The 17,500-nt window shown below is 65.5% G+C and carries 18 protein-coding genes; 6 read left to right on the forward strand and 12 right to left on the reverse strand.

Features of this window, described 5'->3' with window-relative positions:
- On the forward strand, positions 1 to 1,830 hold a 1,830-nt coding region (locus tag IE224_RS16100), incomplete at its 5' end, for a Hint domain-containing protein (protein ID WP_191311840.1).
- Positions 1,831 to 1,908: 78 nt separating this feature from the next.
- On the opposite strand, the gene IE224_RS16105 is transcribed toward IE224_RS16100, so the two are convergent.
- The gene (locus tag IE224_RS16105) at positions 1,909 to 3,027 is read right to left on the reverse strand and encodes a YihY/virulence factor BrkB family protein (protein ID WP_191311842.1); all 1,119 of its coding nucleotides are present in this window, start codon (positions 3,025 to 3,027) and stop codon (positions 1,909 to 1,911) included.
- A gap of 256 nt (positions 3,028 to 3,283) precedes the next feature.
- On the opposite strand from IE224_RS16105, the gene IE224_RS16110 reads away from it, so the two are divergent.
- Genes IE224_RS16110 through IE224_RS16120 form a run of 3 tightly spaced genes read left to right on the forward strand, consistent with a single transcriptional unit; the run spans position 3,284 to position 5,697 of the window.
- The gene (locus IE224_RS16110; RefSeq protein ID WP_191311844.1) at positions 3,284 to 4,204 is read left to right on the forward strand and encodes a hypothetical protein; all 921 of its coding nucleotides are present in this window, start codon (positions 3,284 to 3,286) and stop codon (positions 4,202 to 4,204) included.
- Positions 4,197 to 4,628, forward strand: a complete 432-nt coding sequence (locus IE224_RS16115) for a phage holin family protein (protein ID WP_191311845.1) — start codon at positions 4,197 to 4,199, stop codon at positions 4,626 to 4,628. The genes IE224_RS16110 and IE224_RS16115 overlap by 8 nt, the downstream gene beginning before the upstream one ends.
- Positions 4,618 to 5,697 (forward strand): DUF3618 domain-containing protein, encoded by a 1,080-nt coding sequence (locus IE224_RS16120; RefSeq protein WP_191311847.1) that lies wholly within the window; start codon positions 4,618 to 4,620, stop codon positions 5,695 to 5,697. Before IE224_RS16115 ends, IE224_RS16120 begins: the two co-directional genes overlap by 11 nt.
- Positions 5,698 to 5,803: 106 nt before the next feature.
- On the opposite strand, the gene IE224_RS16125 is transcribed toward IE224_RS16120, so the two are convergent.
- Positions 5,804 to 6,484 (reverse strand): AIM24 family protein, encoded by a 681-nt coding sequence (locus IE224_RS16125; protein WP_191311850.1) that lies wholly within the window; start codon positions 6,482 to 6,484, stop codon positions 5,804 to 5,806.
- 12 nt (positions 6,485 to 6,496) lie between these two features.
- Complete coding sequence (locus IE224_RS16130; protein WP_167621411.1) at positions 6,497 to 7,294, reverse strand: bestrophin-like domain; 798 nt, start codon at positions 7,292 to 7,294, stop codon at positions 6,497 to 6,499.
- Between the two features lie 121 nt (positions 7,295 to 7,415).
- Between IE224_RS16130 and IE224_RS16135 the strand changes: the two genes are divergently transcribed.
- Positions 7,416 to 8,357 carry a TAXI family TRAP transporter solute-binding subunit gene (locus IE224_RS16135; RefSeq protein ID WP_167621412.1) on the forward strand — a complete coding sequence of 314 codons (942 nt, stop codon included), beginning with the start codon at positions 7,416 to 7,418 and terminating at the stop codon, positions 8,355 to 8,357.
- A 96-nt stretch (positions 8,358 to 8,453) separates the two neighbouring features.
- A complete protein-coding gene (locus tag IE224_RS16140; protein ID WP_167621413.1) occupies positions 8,454 to 8,945 on the forward strand; it encodes a pyridoxamine 5'-phosphate oxidase family protein in 492 nt (163 codons plus the stop codon).
- A 144-nt stretch (positions 8,946 to 9,089) separates the two neighbouring features.
- On the opposite strand, the gene IE224_RS16145 is transcribed toward IE224_RS16140, so the two are convergent.
- From IE224_RS16145 to IE224_RS16185, 9 genes are all read right to left on the reverse strand, one after another.
- A complete protein-coding gene (locus IE224_RS16145; RefSeq protein WP_167621414.1) occupies positions 9,090 to 9,299 on the reverse strand; it encodes a hypothetical protein in 210 nt (69 codons plus the stop codon).
- Positions 9,300 to 9,303: 4 nt separating this feature from the next.
- On the reverse strand, positions 9,304 to 9,492 hold the full coding sequence (locus IE224_RS16150; protein ID WP_167621415.1) for a hypothetical protein: 189 nt from the start codon (positions 9,490 to 9,492) through the stop codon (positions 9,304 to 9,306).
- Between the two features lie 107 nt (positions 9,493 to 9,599).
- On the reverse strand, positions 9,600 to 9,965 hold the full coding sequence (locus IE224_RS16155; RefSeq protein ID WP_191311852.1) for a response regulator: 366 nt from the start codon (positions 9,963 to 9,965) through the stop codon (positions 9,600 to 9,602).
- A complete protein-coding gene (locus IE224_RS16160; protein WP_191311854.1) occupies positions 9,958 to 12,255 on the reverse strand; it encodes a PAS domain S-box protein in 2,298 nt (765 codons plus the stop codon). The genes IE224_RS16155 and IE224_RS16160 overlap by 8 nt, the downstream gene beginning before the upstream one ends.
- A 354-nt stretch (positions 12,256 to 12,609) precedes the next feature.
- Positions 12,610 to 13,197 (reverse strand): DJ-1/PfpI family protein, encoded by a 588-nt coding sequence (locus tag IE224_RS16165; RefSeq protein WP_167621418.1) that lies wholly within the window; start codon positions 13,195 to 13,197, stop codon positions 12,610 to 12,612.
- A 57-nt stretch (positions 13,198 to 13,254) separates the two neighbouring features.
- Positions 13,255 to 14,217: a substrate-binding domain-containing protein gene (locus IE224_RS16170; RefSeq protein WP_167621419.1), complete on the reverse strand. Its 963-nt coding sequence runs from the start codon at positions 14,215 to 14,217 to the stop codon at positions 13,255 to 13,257.
- A 45-nt stretch (positions 14,218 to 14,262) separates the two neighbouring features.
- Positions 14,263 to 15,246: an ABC transporter permease gene (locus IE224_RS16175; protein WP_167621420.1), complete on the reverse strand. Its 984-nt coding sequence runs from the start codon at positions 15,244 to 15,246 to the stop codon at positions 14,263 to 14,265.
- A 28-nt stretch (positions 15,247 to 15,274) separates the two neighbouring features.
- Positions 15,275 to 16,831 carry a sugar ABC transporter ATP-binding protein gene (locus IE224_RS16180; protein ID WP_202380221.1) on the reverse strand — a complete coding sequence of 519 codons (1,557 nt, stop codon included), beginning with the start codon at positions 16,829 to 16,831 and terminating at the stop codon, positions 15,275 to 15,277.
- 8 nt (positions 16,832 to 16,839) lie between these two features.
- Entirely contained in the window at positions 16,840 to 17,490 is a 651-nt protein-coding gene (locus tag IE224_RS16185; RefSeq protein ID WP_229849416.1) for a GntR family transcriptional regulator, read from the reverse strand.
- Between the last annotated feature and the right edge of the window lie 10 nt (positions 17,491 to 17,500).

The following is a 17,500-nucleotide window of genomic DNA, read 5'->3' on the forward strand; positions in this document are numbered from 1 at the left end:
GCCTCGACGGTGGTGTTCAACGGCGGCACCGGCACCTTCGCCAATGGCGGCAGCACCGCCAGCTTCAACACGATCGAGGCCGTAACCACCGGCGCGGGCGCGGACAGCATCGATGCCAGCCTGAACACCGTGGCCGGCGCCGTGTTCACCACGGGCGCGGGCAGCGACACGATCACGGGCGGATCGGCAGCCGAGACGATCAATGCCGGGGCCGACGGCGACGTCATCGACGGCGGCGCGGGCGCGGATACCATCGATGCGGGTCTGGGTGACGATCGCATCGCCCTTGGCGCCAGCCACGGCAACGACACGATCACGGGCGGCGAGGGTGCCGACACGCTCAGCGGTGGCGGTCTGGCGGGCGCGCAGCCGGCAACCGTGACCTTCTCGAACGGGGCCGGGACCTTCGCCAGCAGCGGCGGGACCGCCAGCTTCAACACCATCGAGACGATCGAGACCGGGGCTGGTGCCGACAGCATCAACGCGGCCGCAAACACCGGCGGGGCCAGCTTCGTGACCGGAGCGGGCAATGACAGCTTTGTCGGCGGCCTTGGCGCGGAAACCGTCAGCGGCGGCGATGGCGACGACACCCTGCTGACGGGCGGGGGAAATGACAGCGTCGTGGCCGGGGACGGGAACGACAGCGTCGAAGCGGGCGACGGCGCGGATTATGTTGATGGCGGCTCTGGCGCCGACACGGTCGATGGCGGTGCGGGCAACGACACCCTTCTGGGCGGGGCCGACAACGACCTGCTGCGGGGCGGGGCCGGCGATGACAGTCTGCTGGGCGGCGCCGGCAACGACATCCTGCTGGGCGGCGATGGCGACGATTTCCTTGACGGCGGTCCGGGGGCGAACACGCTGACCGGCGGCGCCGGCAGCGACACCTTCATCGTGTCCTCGGGCGACATCATCACGGACTTCAGTTCCGGCAATGCCGGATCCGGGACCGATGGCGACCCGACCAACAACGACCGCCTTGACCTGAGCCGCTTCTACAACCAGGCCAATCTTGACATCATCAATGCGCAGCGGGGGGCGAACGGCCTGCAGCCCTACAGGTCGGTCCTGGGCTGGCTTAAGGCCGACCAGGAAGACGACGGCGTGTTGAACAGCCTTCGGACGGCCAACGGCCTGCCGGAAAACTTCACGCTGACGATCCAGAACGGCGGGACGGCGGTTTCCGCGGCCGCCCTGACGGACGAGACGACCGGCGTGGTCTGCTTCGGGGCAGATGCGATGATCGAGACGGCCGACGGACCCGTTCCGGCCGGTTCGTTGAAGGTGGGCGACCTGGTCCTGACCCGCGACGACGGCTATCAGCCGATCCGCTGGGTGGGGCACCGGACCTTGACCGCTTCGGACCTGGCGGCGAATCCGGCCTTCCGGCCAATCAGGATCCGCCAGGGCGCCCTGGGCGGCGGCCTGCCCGATGCCGACCTGATCGTCTCGCCGCAGCACCGCGTCCTGGCACGTTCCAAGATTGCCGAACGGATGTTCGGCACGCGCGAGGTTCTGGTCGCGGCAAAGCAACTGGTGGTGACCGAAGGCATAGACATCGCCGAGGACCTTGCGACGGTCACCTATGTCCACTTCCTGTTCGATGCACACCAGATCGTCATTTCGAACGGCGCGGAAACCGAGTCTCTCTACACCGGGGATGAGGCGCTGAAATCGATCCCGGCCGAGGCACGGGCCGAGATCCTGGGGCTTTTCCCGGAACTGGCGGAGGATGCCGTTCGTCCGGCGGCGCGCAAGATGCTGTCGGGCCGCATGGCGCGAAAGCTTGCGCAGCGCCATGCCCAGAACGGCAAGAAGCTGGTGGCGTGACGGTACCAGGACGCGGCGCCCTTGCGCCGCGTCCGTTCATTACCAAGCCTGCGCCTGTTGGCGGCCTGGCCGACGCGGCTATCTTTTCCTTTGCAGCAGTTTCAGCGTCGCGCTGCCCAGCAGCAGCATCGCCAGGGAAAGATCGGTTCTCGAGGAACTGTGCGCGGGTCTGCCCGACCTGCGCCCTGACCGGCTTCTTCCATTCCGGCTTTCGCCCGCCGAACCTGCATCTCCGGGCGGCGGGGTGTCGGCCTTGACCGCGCCGCGCGCACCCATCGGTTCGGGGGCTCCGGTGGTGGTGTCCTGCGCGGTCTGTTGTTCGGTTTCCGCGTTCAGTTCTGCACCTGCCAGGATGACAAAGGCCGAAAGCCACATCCAGGTCAGCAGCACGATGACCCCCCCAAGCGCCCCATAGGTTTCGGTATAGCTGCCGAAGTTCTGCACATAGATCGAGAAGCCGACGGTGCCGGCCAGCCACAGGGCCGTGGCCACGACCGCACCGACGCTGACCCAACGCCATTTCGGCTCGGATCGCGAAGGCCCGAAGCGATAGAGCGCGGCAAGCGCCAGCATCGCCAGGGCCGCCATCATGGGCCACCGCAACAGGCTGACGGCGGTCTCGAAGACCGGAGGCAGATGGGCCAGGGCCACCAGCGACGGCAGCAGGACCATCAGGGCAATGCCTGCCGCCGTGCCAAGGATGGCGCCCACCGTGATCGCGAAGGCGGTCAGGTAAAGCCTGACCATGCCGCGCGTCTCGGTTTCGTCATAGGCGATGTTCAGCCCCTCGATCAGGGTCATCACGCCCTTCATCGCGCCGTAAAGCGCCACCAGCACGCCGAACACCGCCACGATCCCGGTCCCGGCCTGGCTGCCGCTTGTGACCTTTGTCACCTGGTCCTGCAGGATCGAGGCTGCCTCGGGCGGCAGCATCCCGACGGCCGTCTGCAACTGTCCCGCGATGTCTGCGGGATCCACCACCAGCCCTGCGATGGACACAAGGGCCGCGATGGCGGGAAAGATCGACAGCAGCGCATAAAAGGCGATACCCGCCGCGACGACCGAGATATGGTCGCGCGAAATCTCGTCCTTTACCCGCCACAGGATCTGCTTCCATCCGCCTGCAGGGATGCGGCCTGGCGTTTCCGCGCTATCGTCCGGGTCGTTGCGGGAAACGCTGCGATCCTGGTTTGACATGGCGTGTTCCTTGTAAGGACGGTTCCTGATGGGCCGGTGCGGCGTTGGGCAGGGCGCAGATCTCCCCGCGCATTTCCCCGTGCGGCAAGGCGATTTCCCCGCTCGGGTTGAACGTCCGGGACGCGGCTATTGGTTCCGCGGGTATGTTGAACCGTTCGTCGAGGGAACAATCGAGAAACTGCGTTGTTGTCTCCTCATGACAAGGTTCGAACGCCGTATCCTCGGCGACGATGTCTCAGATATCGGGAGGATTCCCATGAATTCAGATCAACACGACACTTCGACGGGCAATGACCAGTCCACCCTGGGCGGCCTTAAGGAAAAAGCTGGCGAGAAGGTCAGCCAGGTCGCTGACAGCCTGAAGCAAGAGGCTTCCAAGCGGGAAGAAGGCTTCCGCGGCAGCCTTTCCGGCCAGGCCGACCAGCTTGCCTCGGCCCTGCGATCTGCCAAATCCGAAATCGACGCGGATTCCAGCATCGGCAAGATCTTCGACTATGCCGCCGACAGCGTCGGCAGCTTTGCCCAGAACCTCAAGTCCTCGGACACGACCGACCTTGTGGAGGGCGTGCGCGGCTTTGCGCGCCAGCGTCCGGGTGCGTTCCTTGGACTTTGTGCCCTTGGCGGCTTTGCGGCCGCACGCTTTCTTCTGGCCAGCGCTCCGGCGAGCAGCGGGCATGGCAGTGGCGGCGCCAGCTATTCCGGCAGGTCGCAGGGATCAGACTATCCCGGCAGCTATTCGCGCCAGGATAACATGACGGGCCGTTCGGGGGGGACTTCGGGCGTCCAGGCCCGGACCTTGACCGGCGCAGGCCAGTCGGGCCAATCGAACATGGGCCAGTCGGGCGCAGGGCTTGGAACATCGGGGTCCGGCACGTCCGGCAGTTCCCTGGGCCATGGTTCGTCCAGTTCCGGATCCGGCACCGGCGGGATCAGCGGGTCCGGACCGGCCAGCACCGGCATGACCGGCAGCGGGTCGGGGACCACGCCGTCCACGGCCAGCATCGGGTCGAACCCGTCCGCCAGCTCATCAGGGATCGGCGGCAGCGGCACCGGCAGCGAGGCCGGCGGCGATCTGTCGGGCACGTCCGGATCGCAGGGTGGCGCAAGCGGATCCTCGGGCAGCCAGAGCCACCGGAATCCGTCCGCCCCTGACAGGGATGGAGGTCGGAATGGCTGATTTCTCGAACGAAACGGGACGCAACGGCGATTCTGCCCGGCCGCAGGGCCCGGCATCCCTGGCCTCCGAGGCGCTTCGGCTTTCGGGCGATCTTGTCCGAAAGGAGATCGCCCTGGCCAAGGCCGAGGTTGGCCAGAACCTCCAGCGGGCTGGTGTCGGTGTAGGCTTCATCGCCGCCGCCGCCGTCATTGCGATCGTCACGATCAACGTGCTGGTCGCGGCCCTGGTGGCGGCCCTTGCCGAAACCGACCTCGGCCCGATCTGGAGCGCGGTCATCGTCGGCGTCGTGCTGGCGGTACTGGCCTATATCCTTCTGCGCAAGGGCATGAGCGACCTGAAGCCCGAGGCGCTGATGCCGTCGCGCACCGTTCAGAACGTGCAGCGTGACGCCCAGACCATCAAGGGGGCATACAATGACAAATGAGGCTGACAATCCTGAACGCATCGAGCGTGAGATCGAAGAAGACCGCGATGCCCTCCGCCGGACGCTGAACGACCTGCAGGACGAATTGTCGCTGGATGGCTTTGCCCGCCGTCTGACGGACAAGTTCCGCGAGAACGGTTCCGAATGGGCCAATTCCGCCAGCGACGCCGCCCGGTCCAATCCGGTCGCGCTTGCGCTGACGGGCGTGGGGCTTGCCTGGATGATCTTTGGCCGCGGCTACGATCCGACCCACAGCGCCAAGGATCATTACGACAAGCGTCGTGGCAGCACCTGGGACAGGCCGTCAAAGCCCTATTACGCCGGCACCTCGAGCGGCACCTCGACCGGCACTGCGGCCAGCACTGCCGACCGGTTCGAATCTGGGTCCGGCAGCGTTGCAACCAGTGGCTCGGCATCGGCCGGGCACGGGGGCTGGAAGACAAGCGGCGGCGGCACCTGGCACAACTCGGCTGGCAGTTCCAGCCACAACTCTAAGGAAGGGAGCGGCATGACCGATGGATTGCGTCAGAAGGCTCAGCAATGGCGGAGCCGGATCAGCGACGGGACCAGCAGCCTTCACGACCGGCTGAGCGAGGGCACCGAGGGGTTCAGCGAGGAGGCACGGCGCCGCGTGTATGACGCCCGCCGTCGCGCATTGGACGCCCGCGAAGACGCGAGCCGCCGCCTGCGCGAAAGCAGCCGCACCGTGTCCAAGGGCTATGACAAGGAACCCCTGTTCTTTGGCGTCGCCGCCGTGGCGATCGGCGCGGGCCTTGCCTGCCTGCTGCCGCGCACCCGGCAAGAGGACGAATTGCTGGGCCAATATAGCGACCAGCTTTTCCACGAAGCGGAAAGCATCTTCGAGGAAGAAAAGTCCAAGCTTCAGAATGCGGTCTCGGCCGGCCTGAACGAGGCGAAGTCAGCCGCAGGCCAGGTCACCGCTGCCGCCCGGAAGGAACTGGGGCATGGTGACGAAGACGGCGACGGGGGCAGCCAGAACAAGTCCAAGGACGGTTCCGGCACCGGCTCGTCCAGCGTGACGGGCACGGGCGGCCAGTCGGGCCGCTGACGGCCGGAAGGGCACAAGTCCAATCACCTGATGCGCCGTGCGAAGGATATTCGCGCGGCGCATTTTTTTCCGGGGTCGCCGCGCCGTGGCCCGGATGCGGTGCAGGTTATTCCAACAACGCCCCGTCGATGCTTTCGCCGGTCATCCTGCGGTAAAGATGCTCGTTCCAATAGGGCGTCCAGCAGACAAGCGCCTTTCCCGTCCCGCTATAGACGCGCAGCCTTTTCTGGCCGGAAATCAGGTTGCGCGGGAAGGGCGAGGAGTTGCGCGAATAGAACCGCAACCCGTCCGTCCGTCCCAGCACAAGCCTTCCCTGGACGCGTAACTCGCTGTCCGTGACCTCGACCGTCTCGACCGGGCCGGGCGCGTTGATGGCCACCCGCCCGGCATTGCAAAGCGTGGTCTTCCACACAAGCCCGCCATCCCCGGACCACAGGCTGGGCCAGAACCGTTCGCGCCGCATCCCCAGGCTGACGTCCCCTTCCGAGGCCCAGTAGACGCCGGGTTCCAGGATCCAGGTTTCATCGGGCTGCACGTCCAGGATATGATATCCCGACAAGGACGGCTGCAGCACGATCGACCCGCTGCCCTTGTAATAGGGCCGGATCCGCGCCTCGCTGGTGAACATTGACCGGAACACGTCCCCGAAGGACGGCAGCCTGGGGGTCAGCGAGATATCCCCGCGCATCGTCGACAGCGCCCCCCGGCGCGCGCGGATGGTTTCCTTGTCGATCTCGATGCGGACCTGCCGCATCCCCTCGACCTCGCGGATGGTGAAATCGGCCATGCGCGTCCTCCCTCAGGGTTCGTCCCAGATCATCACCCGGTCCCACAGGCGCTTCAGCGGATCGGGCTGGATCGCCGCCTCGCCCCGAAGGGGATCGTCAAGCGCCACGATCACGAACAGGATGACGCCCAGGAAAAAGGCGGTGATCGTGCCCAGAACGAACTGGCGCACCGGCCGCATCCGCAACAGCACGATCAGCAGGATGTTGATCGCCGCCCCCACAAGAACGGCATACCAAAGGACGTTGGGGATCTGGGTATAGACGCCGTTCAGGCGAAGCTGGCGCGCGCGGGTGAATTCCTGGAACGCGGCCAGCATCTGGGCGTGCAGCACCTCTTGTCCCGCCGTCGCGGGCTCGAAGGTTGCAAGCTTCTGGCGCATCGCGTTGACGCGGTTCGCGCCGCCGTCCAGGTAATTGCCCTGGGCATGGGCGGGCCAGTCCTTGTAAAGCGTGAACAGGACGTAATCGCGCATCATTGCCTTGGTCTCGGACCGGACGGGTTCGGGATAGGCATTCACGTCCGAATACAGGGCGGCAAGAACCGTGCTTTCCTGGAGGACGGCTTCCGATATGCGTTCGTTGTTCTGGTAGGCGGACACGGTCAGAAGACCCAGCAGCAAACCGTAGAACAGGTTGAAGCCCGCCGTGCCATAGCTGATCGCCTCGTTCAGGTCTGGCCCCGAACCGATCAGCAGCCGCAGGATCGGCTTGAGGACAAGCATCCCCACCACGATCGAGGCAACGGCTGCCAATGAGAAATACGTAGCAAGATCACGCAGGGGGATGTCATGGACAAAATCCGGCATCATCGGCTCGCAATGGTGACAGGCCCATAGTGAACGCAGGCCCGGATTTCCGCGAGAGAAATTTGCGGACTTGCCGCAAAATGGGCCCTATGCGCAAATGGGCGCAGTGATTGCGGGGGTGACGATGTTTCGCCTGATGCTTGCCTTGCTGATCGGCCCGGGCCTTGCTGCACAGGCCCAGGATCTGCGGCTTTACACGGTGGGATCGGGGGATGTCAGCGGCGGCTATTACGCAGCCGCAACCGCATTGTGCGCCGAGACCAACAGGATCGAACAGGATCTGCGCTGCAGCCCCGAAGCGACGCCCGGTTCGATTTACAACCTTGAAGCCCTGCGGAACCGGCAACTGGACTTCGCGCTGATCCAGTCGGATGTGCAGCGCATGGCCCTGACGGCGGAAGGCCCGTTCGCCGAAAGTCCACCCTTCGACAGCCTGCGCAGCGTCATGTCGTTCTATCCCGAAACGCTGACCGTTCTGGCACGACCCGGCGCCAATATCCTCAGCCTGGGCGGCCTGGTCGGGAAGCGGGTCGATATCGGCCTGCCCGCGTCGGGTAGGCGGGCCACGACGATGCGCCTGTTCGACGCACTGGGTCTGGACCGCAGCGACTTTCTGGCGCTTCTGGAACTGTCGGCCGGCACGGGCCTGGAAGAACTCTGCGCAGGCCGGATCGACGCAACCGTTCTGATCGTGGGCCATCCGAACGAATCCGTGCGGCGGGCCGTCCAGGATTGCGACGCGCGGCTTGTGACCATCGCCGGCCCCGAGGTCCGCGCCTTTATCGAGGCCGAGGGGGATTACGTCTATGCCTCGATCCCCGGCACGCTTTACGGGCGGAAGGGACGGACCCAGTCCCTTGGCGTCATCGCCACGCTTGTCACGCGGTCCGAGATGCCGGACGACATCGTGTCGGCCCTTGTCCGCAACACCATCGCGAACCTGCCTTCGGTCGGTGTCTCGGCCTCGGTCATGGAAAACCTGTCGCCCCAAGGGATGCGCAGCGCAGGGCTGTCCGCGCCGCTGCATCCGGCCGCCGAGGCCGCATTCGTCGAAGGATCGGACTAGGGTGCAGGACAGGCCCCGTCCGGGCCGCGGGACGCCCGGCGGAACCTTCGGATGGTCGCCACGTTGGCCCCGGAACCCGAAACCGGAGGATCCGAGATGCCGACACCCGATGAACTGAAAGCCCGCCTTTGGAAGTCCCTGCGGTCGGACATGACCGTGATGCTGGGACTGGTTGGCGGCGAACATGGCCATACCCGCCCCATGACCTCGCAAGTCGAGGAAGGAGATCACGGCCCGCTGTGGTTCTTCACCTCCAAGGACAACGCCCTGGTCGAGAAGCTGGGGGCAGGCTCGCAGGACGCGGCGGCGCATTTCGTGTCCAAGGGGCATGACCTCTGGGCGTCGATCGAGGGGTCCCTGACCGTGGATACCGATCCCGCCGTCGTCGAACGGCTTTGGAACAGCCATGTCGCCGCCTGGTATGAACATGGGAAGGACGACCCCAAGCTGGCCCTGCTTCGCTTCGATCTGCAGAAGGCCGAGATCTGGCTGGACGCGTCCAGCATCGTCGCCGGGGCCATGGTGGCGCTTGGGATCAGCGATCCCAAGGAAAGCTACAAGGACAATGTGGCCACCGTCCGACTGTAAGAAGTCATCCGGATGCCGGGCTTGGCCCCGGCATCCGCAGGCTTGCCGCAAGCAGGAATGGCCCTTTGCCATCCGTCAGCCTGGCTGCACGATCACGCCAGTGGAAACGGCCCGCCTTGCGACGGGCCGTTCAACTGTCCGGTGCTAGTTGCCGCCCTTGGTCACGGGGTTATGCGTGTGGTGGCTGTCGCGCACCCCGCCGCCGCTCGACACATCCGAGTCCGGGCCGTTGGTCGGCTCGCCGGGCTTCGGTCCCCGGCCCTTGGTCGGATCGGGCAGGTCTTCGCGCTGATGGCTGCTGCCGGGACCGCCGTGATGGCGGTTGGCGGCTTCGGTTTTCTTCGATGTGGACATTGGTCTACCTGTCCTGCTGAAGGCCCTGATTGGTGGTGTTCTGCTTGATGTTGCCCTGCCGCCCCTGCTCGTCCAGGTTCCGCTGATGCGGATCGGGGATGTTGGCATCCTGGCTGGCCTTGGTTCCTGCGGTGTCCCCGGGGCCCTTGTTGCTGCGGTTCGCCGGGGGGACGGGGGGAAGTCGCTGTGACATGATGCTTCTCCTGTTCTCAGGAAGGAACAGTCTGGAGAGGGTTTTGTTTCATCCCGCCCGCCTTTCCGCACCTGCCCGGGCCGGCGCAGGAAGGCGCCTTGCGCCGGTCAGGGCGCGCGTCCCAAGGCCTGGACGATCCTGCCGATGTCGAAGGGCTTCTTCAGGCGCAGGATCGACCCGAAGCGGTCAGGGATCATCGAATCGTCATAGCCGGTCGTGAACAGGAAGGGGATGCCATGCCCCATCAGCATGTCGGCGGCGGGATAGGCCATGGCCCGGCCCAGGTTGATGTCGACGACGGCCCCGTCGAAGGGGGCCTCGGACCTGATCAGCGCAAGCGCCTCGTCTAGGCTGCCGACGGGTCCCAGCACCTCGCAGCCCAGATCCTGAAGCCTTCCTTCAAGGGCATTCGCCAGAAGGTATTCGTCCTCGATCACCAGGATGCGCAGGCCGCGCAGTGACGGATCAGCCATGCTGCTGGTCCTTTCCGGGACTGGCGGACACGGGCAGGGCGATGGTGCAATGCACCCCGTCGTCCGTCAGCGAATAAGTCGTCCTGGCCTTCAGCTGATAGGGCAGGGCGCGTTCGATCAACTCGCGCCCCTGGCCCTTGACGCAGGACGACGCGCCCTCCGCCGGCAGCGTAATGCCTGTCTCGCGCCAGTCGATATGCAGCCACGGCGTGTCCGCATGATCATCGGCGTCAAGCGACCAAGTGACCGCCAGCCGGCCGCCGGTCTGCCCAAGCGCGCCGTACTTGACCGCATTGGTTGCCAGTTCGTGCAGCGCCATCGCCAAGGTCTGCACGGTCGAGGAGCGCAGGCGGATGCCGGACGGCCCATCCAGGGTGATGCGATCCGGGTCGCCGCCCATCGCCTCCAGCTCGTTCTGGATCAGCTCGTCAAAGGTCACCCGGTCCAGATCGCTCAGCCGGGACAACAGCCCCTGGACACGGGCAAGGGCTTCCAGCCGGCTTTGGAACCGCACCCGGAAATGGTCCAGGTCCGTGCTGCTGCGCGCTGTCATGTCCGACAAGGCCAGAACCACCGTCATCAGGTTGCGCGTCCGGTGATGCAACTCGCCGATCAGGACCTTTTGACGTTCTTCCGACTCGCGCCGCTCGGTGATGTCGGTGAACAGGACGGCGACGCGGTTTCGCGGCCTGTCCAGGCTGAAGACGTTGAGGTTGAAGGTGCGCCCCAGCCTGGGCTCCGTTTCCTCGACCCAGATGGGCTGGCCGCTGTCCAGGACCTGCCCGTAAAGCTGCGCCCAGCGGGGATTGGGGGTTTCCAGCAGTTCGGTGATCGTCTTTCCCACCGGCCAGGGCATCGACGTGTGCTTGAGGAAGGCCGCGTTTACCTCGATATAGCGAAAGTCGGACCATGCGCCGTGCTGGTCCTTCAGCGGCTCGACCACGGCATAGGCTTCGTCCATCAACTCGAACAGGTTGCGATAGCGTTGCTCGCTGTCGCGCAGCGCGCGTTCTGCTTCGCGCCGGGCCGTCAGGTCGGCGGTCACCGCCAGCAGGCTGCTGGGGCGTCCGTCGCGGTCGCGCAAAACCGTCAAGGTGCTGCTGGCCCAGATTTCCTCGCCATTTGCCCTGTGGTACCGCTTGTCAATCGAGACGGGCTGGTCGTTGGCGATCGCCTGGGCAAGGGCTTCCTGGCTTGCTCGGACATCATCCGGATGCGTCACCTGCCGAACCGTCGTGGCAAGCAATTCGTCCCGCGAGCGGCCCAGGATCCGGCACAATTCGCTGTTGGCGCGCAGGAAGCGCCCGCCCAGGTCAAGTTCCGAAAGGCCGACCGGGGCGCTTGCGAAAATCGCCTCAAGCCGTTCCTCGCTTTCCTCCAGCAGAATGTTCGCTTCCCGCTTTTGCGTCACATCCTGGCCGATCTTCAGATAGCCCGTCACCAGGCCCCTTCCATCCCGCAGGGGCCGCACCGAGCCGTCGATGAACACGCCAGAGCCATCCTTGCGCAGATGCCACCTGACATCGGGCGCGAAGCCGGTTTCGCGGGCCTGAACGACCTCTTGGACATCGACGCCTGCCTTGCGGTCCTCGGGCGTGAACAGAATGGCACCGGGTTGGCCGACCGCCTCTTCCTCGGTCCAGCCGAAAACCCGTGCCGCGCCCGGAAGCCAGTCGGTGATGCGGTCGTCGTTGTCGGTGATGAAGATCGCGTAGTCCAATGCCTGCGCCACCGTGAAACGGAACCGCTCCTCGCTTGCGCGCAGCGCGGACAGCTTGAGGAGGCGGTCCACAACCGATCCCAGGATGCTGGCATAGGTGCGCAGGAACTGGATATCGTCCTGTGCGAAGTCCCTCGGCTCGGACGCATCCACCTGCAGCAGCCCGAAGGCCCTGCCGCCTGGCAGGAAGATCGGGACATTCGCCAAGGCCCTGACGCCCGCTTCGCGCATGAAGCCGGGCACCTCGAAGCGGTCTTCCCGGCTGATGTCGGTGCTGATGACCGGCTTTCGCTGGTTGATGGAAAAGCTTTCGGACGAATGCTTGTTCATCGAGATCCGCGTCCTGCCGACGATATCCTGCGCCCAGCCGACGCCGGCGCGGACCAGCAGCTTCCTGCCATCCTCCTCGATCTCAAGAACCTTCGCCCGGCCGGTGCCCATCGCTTCGCTCACCAGCCTGCAGGCTTCGGTCAGGATGTCGTCCAGATCGTCGGACTGAAGCGCAAAGTCGCCGAAATCCGCCAGGATCTTCTGCTGCCGCAGCAGCATGTCTTCCCGCTCTTGCGTCAATGCTGGTCTCCCTTCCCGGGATGAAGGGCGCAAAGCCCAAGAACACAACACTACAGCGTCTGCTGCGGTTCGTCAGCCCGAGGATGGGAAGACAGGGGGGATGACCCGAGCTCTTGTGGCCCGGCCCGAGGTCCGCCACCAAAACAGCACTTCCAACACGCACGCCTCCAACCTTTCGAGGCGTTTCTGCCACGCCCGCAGGCGACCAGGCCGCGAAGCAAGGTTGTTGCGCGAATCGGGCGGCGAAACAGGAACGGGCGGCTGGACCCTTTGTCCTGCCACCCGCTTGGATTACTGAACGCGGGCAACCAGGCCCGGTGGCCTACGGCGTCGCGGCCCGCCGGTCGATCCGCCTCAGGTGTGGCGGATTTCGGTTCCCAGGACCTTCAGGCATTCCCGCATGAAGGCAGCCAGGCCGGTCCAGCCCTTGGCCGAAACCATCGTGCCATCCACATAGGCCTCGTGCGGCTTGACGTCGATGTAAGTGCCGCCGGCCAGGATCACCTCGGGCTCGCAGGCGCCAAGTGCCGCGACCTTCTTGCCGCGGATCACGCCATCAACGGCGACCAGGATCTGCACGCCGTGGCAGATGGTGAAGATCGGCTTTCCGGCCTCGTGGAAATGGCGCACCATGGCCTGGATGCGCTTGTCGGTGCGGATGTATTCCGGACCGCGGCCGCCGGCGCAGTAAACCGCGTCATAATCTTCCAGCACGACTTCCGAGAAGGTCTGGTTGATCTCGGCCAGGTGCCCGAAGCGCTCGATATAGGTCTGGTGTCCCTCGAAGTCGTGCAGGCTGGTCTGGATCATCTCGCCCTTCTTCTTGTCGGGGCAGACGACATGGACAGTGTGCCCGACGGCCTCCATGCCTTGCTGGAAAACGAAGATTTCATATTCCTCGGTGAACTCACCGCAGAGCATGAGGATTTTCTTGCCACTCATCCGTGGTCTCCTTGTGTCAAATCGAAGCCGGAGGCCGCTGGGCCTCCGGCACAGTCATCAGAACGGGCTGTCAGGGAAATAGAACTGGTCGGCGTTTTCCGGCGTGATCAGCGGCGCATCCAGCTTGAAGTTGCCGCGCATCGGCGCCTGGCCGGAAAACTGCGCGGCCGTCATGTAGATGGCCGACTTGATCATCGACGGAGGGTAGGGCGTCGAGATGGGGGTGACGGGATCGCCCGCCTTCACCATCTCGATCACGTCCTTCATGCCGTTGCCGCCCAGGGCATACTTGATCTCGGTCCGGCCCGATTGCTTGACCGCTTCCAGCACGCCCAGAAGCATGTCGTCGTCATTGGCCCAGACCGCGTCGATATGGGGATACTTGGCCAGATAGTCCTGCATCAGGCTGAAGGCCTCGTCCTGGTTCCAGTTGGCATACTGGATGTCCAGGATTTCGATGTTGGTGTCCTTCATCACGTCGGTGAAGCCCTGGATGCGTTCGTCGTCGATGACGGTCGGGATGCCACGCAGCACGACGATCTTGCCTTCGCCGCCCAGCTTCTCGGCCATCCATTTCGCGGTGTTCGCGCCCACGGCGATGTTGTCGCCCGCCACATACAGATCCTGGATGGTCGGGTCGGTCAGGCCCCGGTCCACGACGGCAATATAGGTGCCGTTCGACTTGACCTGCTCGACCGGGCCGGTCAGTTCCTCGGAGGTGAAGGGCAGGATCACCAGGGCGTCCAGCGTCTGCCCGGCCGACAGATCCTCCAAGGCCGACACCTGGGCCGTTGCGGAAGGCGAGGTCTTGACGATCACGTCGATGTTCGGAAAGGCCGCCTCGATCTCTTTCTCGGCCTGTTCGGCGTGATAGACCACGCCCCCGGTCCAGCCGTGCGTCGCGGCCGGGATCGACACGGCGATGGTCCGCTTGTCCTGGGCAATCGCCCCGCCTGCGGTCAGGGCCACCAGGCTTGCGGCAGAAAGCAGCCCCAGGGCGCGTCTTGCGGTTCTAGTCATAGTTCACTCCTCCCTTGTGAAAAACTCGTGCCTCTTGACGGGCATTCATTTGATGAAACGGTGGGCCAGCATCGCCAGGATGATGATCACCCCCTGGACGGCCGCGACCAGGTATTCGGACACCATGTTGGACAGCACCATGAGGTTTGCGATCACCTCGAGGATCAGGGCGCCGGCCACCGTGCCCCAGATGCGGCCCTTGCCGCCGCGCAGCAGCGTGCCGCCGATCACCACTGCAGTGATCACCTGCAATTCCCAAAGCTGTCCGGTCGTGGGTGTCGCCGCGCCAAGCCGGGGGATATAGCAGATCGCGGCGATCGCGACGCAAAGCCCCTGGATCACGAAGGCCGTGGTGCGTACCCGCGCCACCGACACGCCCGAGAACCGCGCGACATCGGCATTGGACCCCGCCGCCATGCAGCGACGGCCGTACTTGGTGCGATACAGGATGAAGGCACCGACCAGAACCACCGCCAGCGTGACGACCACGGGCAGGGGGATCCCCAGCACGTTGCCGAAGTAGACGGGGCGATAGGGGTCGCGCAGCGCCCGCTCGATCGGGATCGATCCGCCGTCCGACATCCAGGTGATCAGCGCCCGGAAGATGCCCATCGTGCCAAGCGTGGCGATGAAGGGCTCGATCTTGCCCACGGTCACGATCAGCCCGTTCAGCAAGCCGCATAGGGCGCCGACGATCAGCCCGAAGCCCGCGCCGACAAGGATGGCATTGGCCCCCATCGTGGGTTCCAGCCGGTTCATGGTCAGGATCATGACGCCCGTCACGAAGGCCATCATCGATCCGACCGACAGGTCCAGGCAGCCCGACGAGATGACGAAGGTGGCGCCCACGGCGATGATGGCGATGAAGGCCGACCGGGTGACGACATTGGCGATATTGGTGCCGGTCGCGAAATTGGTGTTGATCAGCGTGCCGATCAGCACGACCAGGGCCAATGCGATGAAGGGGCCCATATCGGCCCAGCGGATGCGACGCGGCGCGTCGGCAATCTCCGTGGTGACGGTTGTCATCCGGGTCTCCTCCCCCTGACGTTTCGGTTCAGGCGTATGTCTGTGCCGCACGGCCCTGCGGCTCGGCTTCATGTCCCTCGCCGCTGGTCGCGGCGTAGACGACGTTCTGTTCGGTGATCGCGTCCCCCGTCAGTTCCGCGACGATGCGCCCCCCGCGCATCACCAGGACCCGGTCCGACAGGCCGACCAGTTCGGGCAGTTCGGACGAGATGACGATCACCGCCTTGCCCGCCCGCACCAGCCGGTCGATGAAATCATAGATCTGGCTCTTGTTGCCGATGTCGATGCCGCGCGTCGGTTCGTCGATGATGACAACGGCCGGGTCGGTCAGCATCACCTTGGCCAGAAGCAGCTTCTGCTGGTTGCCGCCCGAAAGCTGGCCCGCCGAAAGGTGGCGGTTGCGCACGCGGATGTCATAGGTCTCGACCGCCCGGTCCAGGGCGCGATCTTCCCCTGCATGGTCAAGCCGCGTGCCGGGATGCACGCTGTCCAGGGCCTGCAGGGTCAGGTTCGTGGCAAGCGGTTCGTCCAGAAGCAGCCCTTTGCCCTTGCGATCTTCGGTCAGGTAGACCAGCCCGGCCGCCTGCCAATCGCGCACGCTGCGATGCGTCACCTCGTGCCCGCCCAGCGTGATCCGCGCAGCCTGCGAGGGGCGAAGACCCATCAGCCCCTCGAACAGCTCGGTCCGGCCGGAACCGATCATGCCCCCGATGCCCAACACCTCGCCGGGGCGCAGGGCCAGGCTGGCCTGGACCGCGCCGTGATCGACGGACAGGGCGTCGATCACAAGCTGGGGTTCCACTGCGGGCAGGGTCCGCTTGGGCGGGTAAAGCGTGCCCAGTTCCCGGCCCACCATCAGGTCGGCCATGGCGCGCTGCGTCAGCCCGGCGGCGGGCCAGGTGCCGATCATGCGGCCGTCGCGCAGGACGGTCACGCGGTCGGCCAAAGCCTCCACCTCGTCCAGGCGGTGCGAGATGTAAAGAACCGCAGCGCCCCGCGCCCGAAGGCCGCGCACCACGTCCAGCAGGGCCGCAACCTCGTCATTGGCCAGAACGGCAGTGGGTTCGTCGAAGATCACGACGGTGCGAGGCTCCAGCAGCGCCCGCGCGATCTGCACCAGCTGTCGCTGGGCCAGGGGCAGGGAGCCCACGCGGTCGCGCGGATGGCAATGCGCCCCGATCGAGGCCAGGACCTCGGCCGTGCGGCGGTTCATGGCGCGGTCGTCCACCATCGGCCCGCGTGTCAGTTCGCGGCCCAGGAACAGGTTTTCCGCGACGGTCAGGTCGGGGGCCAGCAGGATTTCCTGATGCACCAGCACCACGCCCGCCGCCTCGGCCGCGGCGGCGTCGGGAAACTCTGCCGCGGATCCCCCCATCAGCAGGCGCCCGACAGACGGCGCGACATGGCCCGACAGCAGCTTCATCAGGGTGGACTTGCCCGCGCCGTTCTCTCCGATGATGGCGTGAACCTCGCCCGGCAGGATGTCCAGCGTGACATCGGACAGGACCGTGACTGCCCCATAGGTCTTTCCCAGCCCCTCGGCCCGAAGCGCGGGCTGGGTGGGATCGACGTTTGCCCTGGTCATCGTCGCGCTCATTCGAAGGCCAGCATCAACCGGTCGCGCGACCGCGAGATATGTTCGTGCATCGCCGCCTGCGCCCGCGCAGCGTCGCCCGCCCGGAAGGCCGACAGAAGGTTTTCATGTTCCTGAAGCGCTTCCTGCGTGACGCGGCTGTGGAACATCAGGCGGAACAGGTGCAGATGCACGTGCTGGTCGGCAAGGGCCTGGCGGATCACCTCGTTCCCGGCGACCTTCAGGATCGCGTCGTGGAAATGGGCATCGGCGCGGGCAAAGCGGGAATAGCGGCTGGTCCGGTCCACCGGAGCCTCTCCATGACCCATGTCGGCTGCGGCTTCCTCAAGCTCGCGCAGGCTGGCGGGGGTCAGGTTCTGCGTGGCGATCCGGGCGCATTCCGGTTCAAGCAGCAGGCGGAAGGCGAACAGATCCTCGAAAGCCTTGCGCGACAATTGCGGCGCGGCGCTGTAGCCGATCAGATGGGCCTTGCGAACCAGCCCTTCGCGTTCAAGCCGCGACAGGGCCTCGCGGACGGGGGTCTGGGAGACGCCCAGGTCGCGGGCGACGACATCAACGGGAATGCGGGCGCCAGGCGCAATGTCCAGCGACATGATGCGTTCGTAGATGCTGTCATAGACGCCATCCACGATGCTGGCCGGCCTGACCATCTGAATGCCC

The sequence above is a fragment of the Paracoccus aerius genome (genome assembly GCF_014656455.1).
Classification (GTDB): domain Bacteria; phylum Pseudomonadota; class Alphaproteobacteria; order Rhodobacterales; family Rhodobacteraceae; genus Paracoccus; species Paracoccus aerius.

Bases quoted from the DNA above. Each gene is read 5' to 3' on its own strand.
- IE224_RS16105 (WP_191311842.1), bottom strand. From the start codon at position 3,027: ATGTCAAACCAGGATCGCAGCGTTTCCCGCAACGACCCGGACGATAGC.
- IE224_RS16110 (WP_191311844.1), top strand. From the start codon at position 3,284: ATGAATTCAGATCAACACGACACTTCGACGGGCAATGACCAGTCCACC.
- IE224_RS16115 (WP_191311845.1), top strand. From the start codon at position 4,197: ATGGCTGATTTCTCGAACGAAACGGGACGCAACGGCGATTCTGCCCGG.
- IE224_RS16120 (WP_191311847.1), top strand. From the start codon at position 4,618: ATGACAAATGAGGCTGACAATCCTGAACGCATCGAGCGTGAGATCGAA.
- IE224_RS16125 (WP_191311850.1), bottom strand. From the start codon at position 6,484: ATGGCCGATTTCACCATCCGCGAGGTCGAGGGGATGCGGCAGGTCCGC.
- IE224_RS16130 (WP_167621411.1), bottom strand. From the start codon at position 7,294: ATGATGCCGGATTTTGTCCATGACATCCCCCTGCGTGATCTTGCTACG.
- IE224_RS16135 (WP_167621412.1), top strand. From the start codon at position 7,416: ATGTTTCGCCTGATGCTTGCCTTGCTGATCGGCCCGGGCCTTGCTGCA.
- IE224_RS16140 (WP_167621413.1), top strand. From the start codon at position 8,454: ATGCCGACACCCGATGAACTGAAAGCCCGCCTTTGGAAGTCCCTGCGG.
- IE224_RS16145 (WP_167621414.1), bottom strand. From the start codon at position 9,299: ATGTCCACATCGAAGAAAACCGAAGCCGCCAACCGCCATCACGGCGGT.
- IE224_RS16150 (WP_167621415.1), bottom strand. From the start codon at position 9,492: ATGTCACAGCGACTTCCCCCCGTCCCCCCGGCGAACCGCAGCAACAAG.
- IE224_RS16155 (WP_191311852.1), bottom strand. From the start codon at position 9,965: ATGGCTGATCCGTCACTGCGCGGCCTGCGCATCCTGGTGATCGAGGAC.
- IE224_RS16165 (WP_167621418.1), bottom strand. From the start codon at position 13,197: ATGAGTGGCAAGAAAATCCTCATGCTCTGCGGTGAGTTCACCGAGGAA.
- IE224_RS16170 (WP_167621419.1), bottom strand. From the start codon at position 14,217: ATGACTAGAACCGCAAGACGCGCCCTGGGGCTGCTTTCTGCCGCAAGC.
- IE224_RS16175 (WP_167621420.1), bottom strand. From the start codon at position 15,246: ATGACAACCGTCACCACGGAGATTGCCGACGCGCCGCGTCGCATCCGC.
- IE224_RS16180 (WP_202380221.1), bottom strand. From the start codon at position 16,831: ATGACCAGGGCAAACGTCGATCCCACCCAGCCCGCGCTTCGGGCCGAG.
- IE224_RS16185 (WP_229849416.1), bottom strand. From the start codon at position 17,490: ATGGTCAGGCCGGCCAGCATCGTGGATGGCGTCTATGACAGCATCTAC.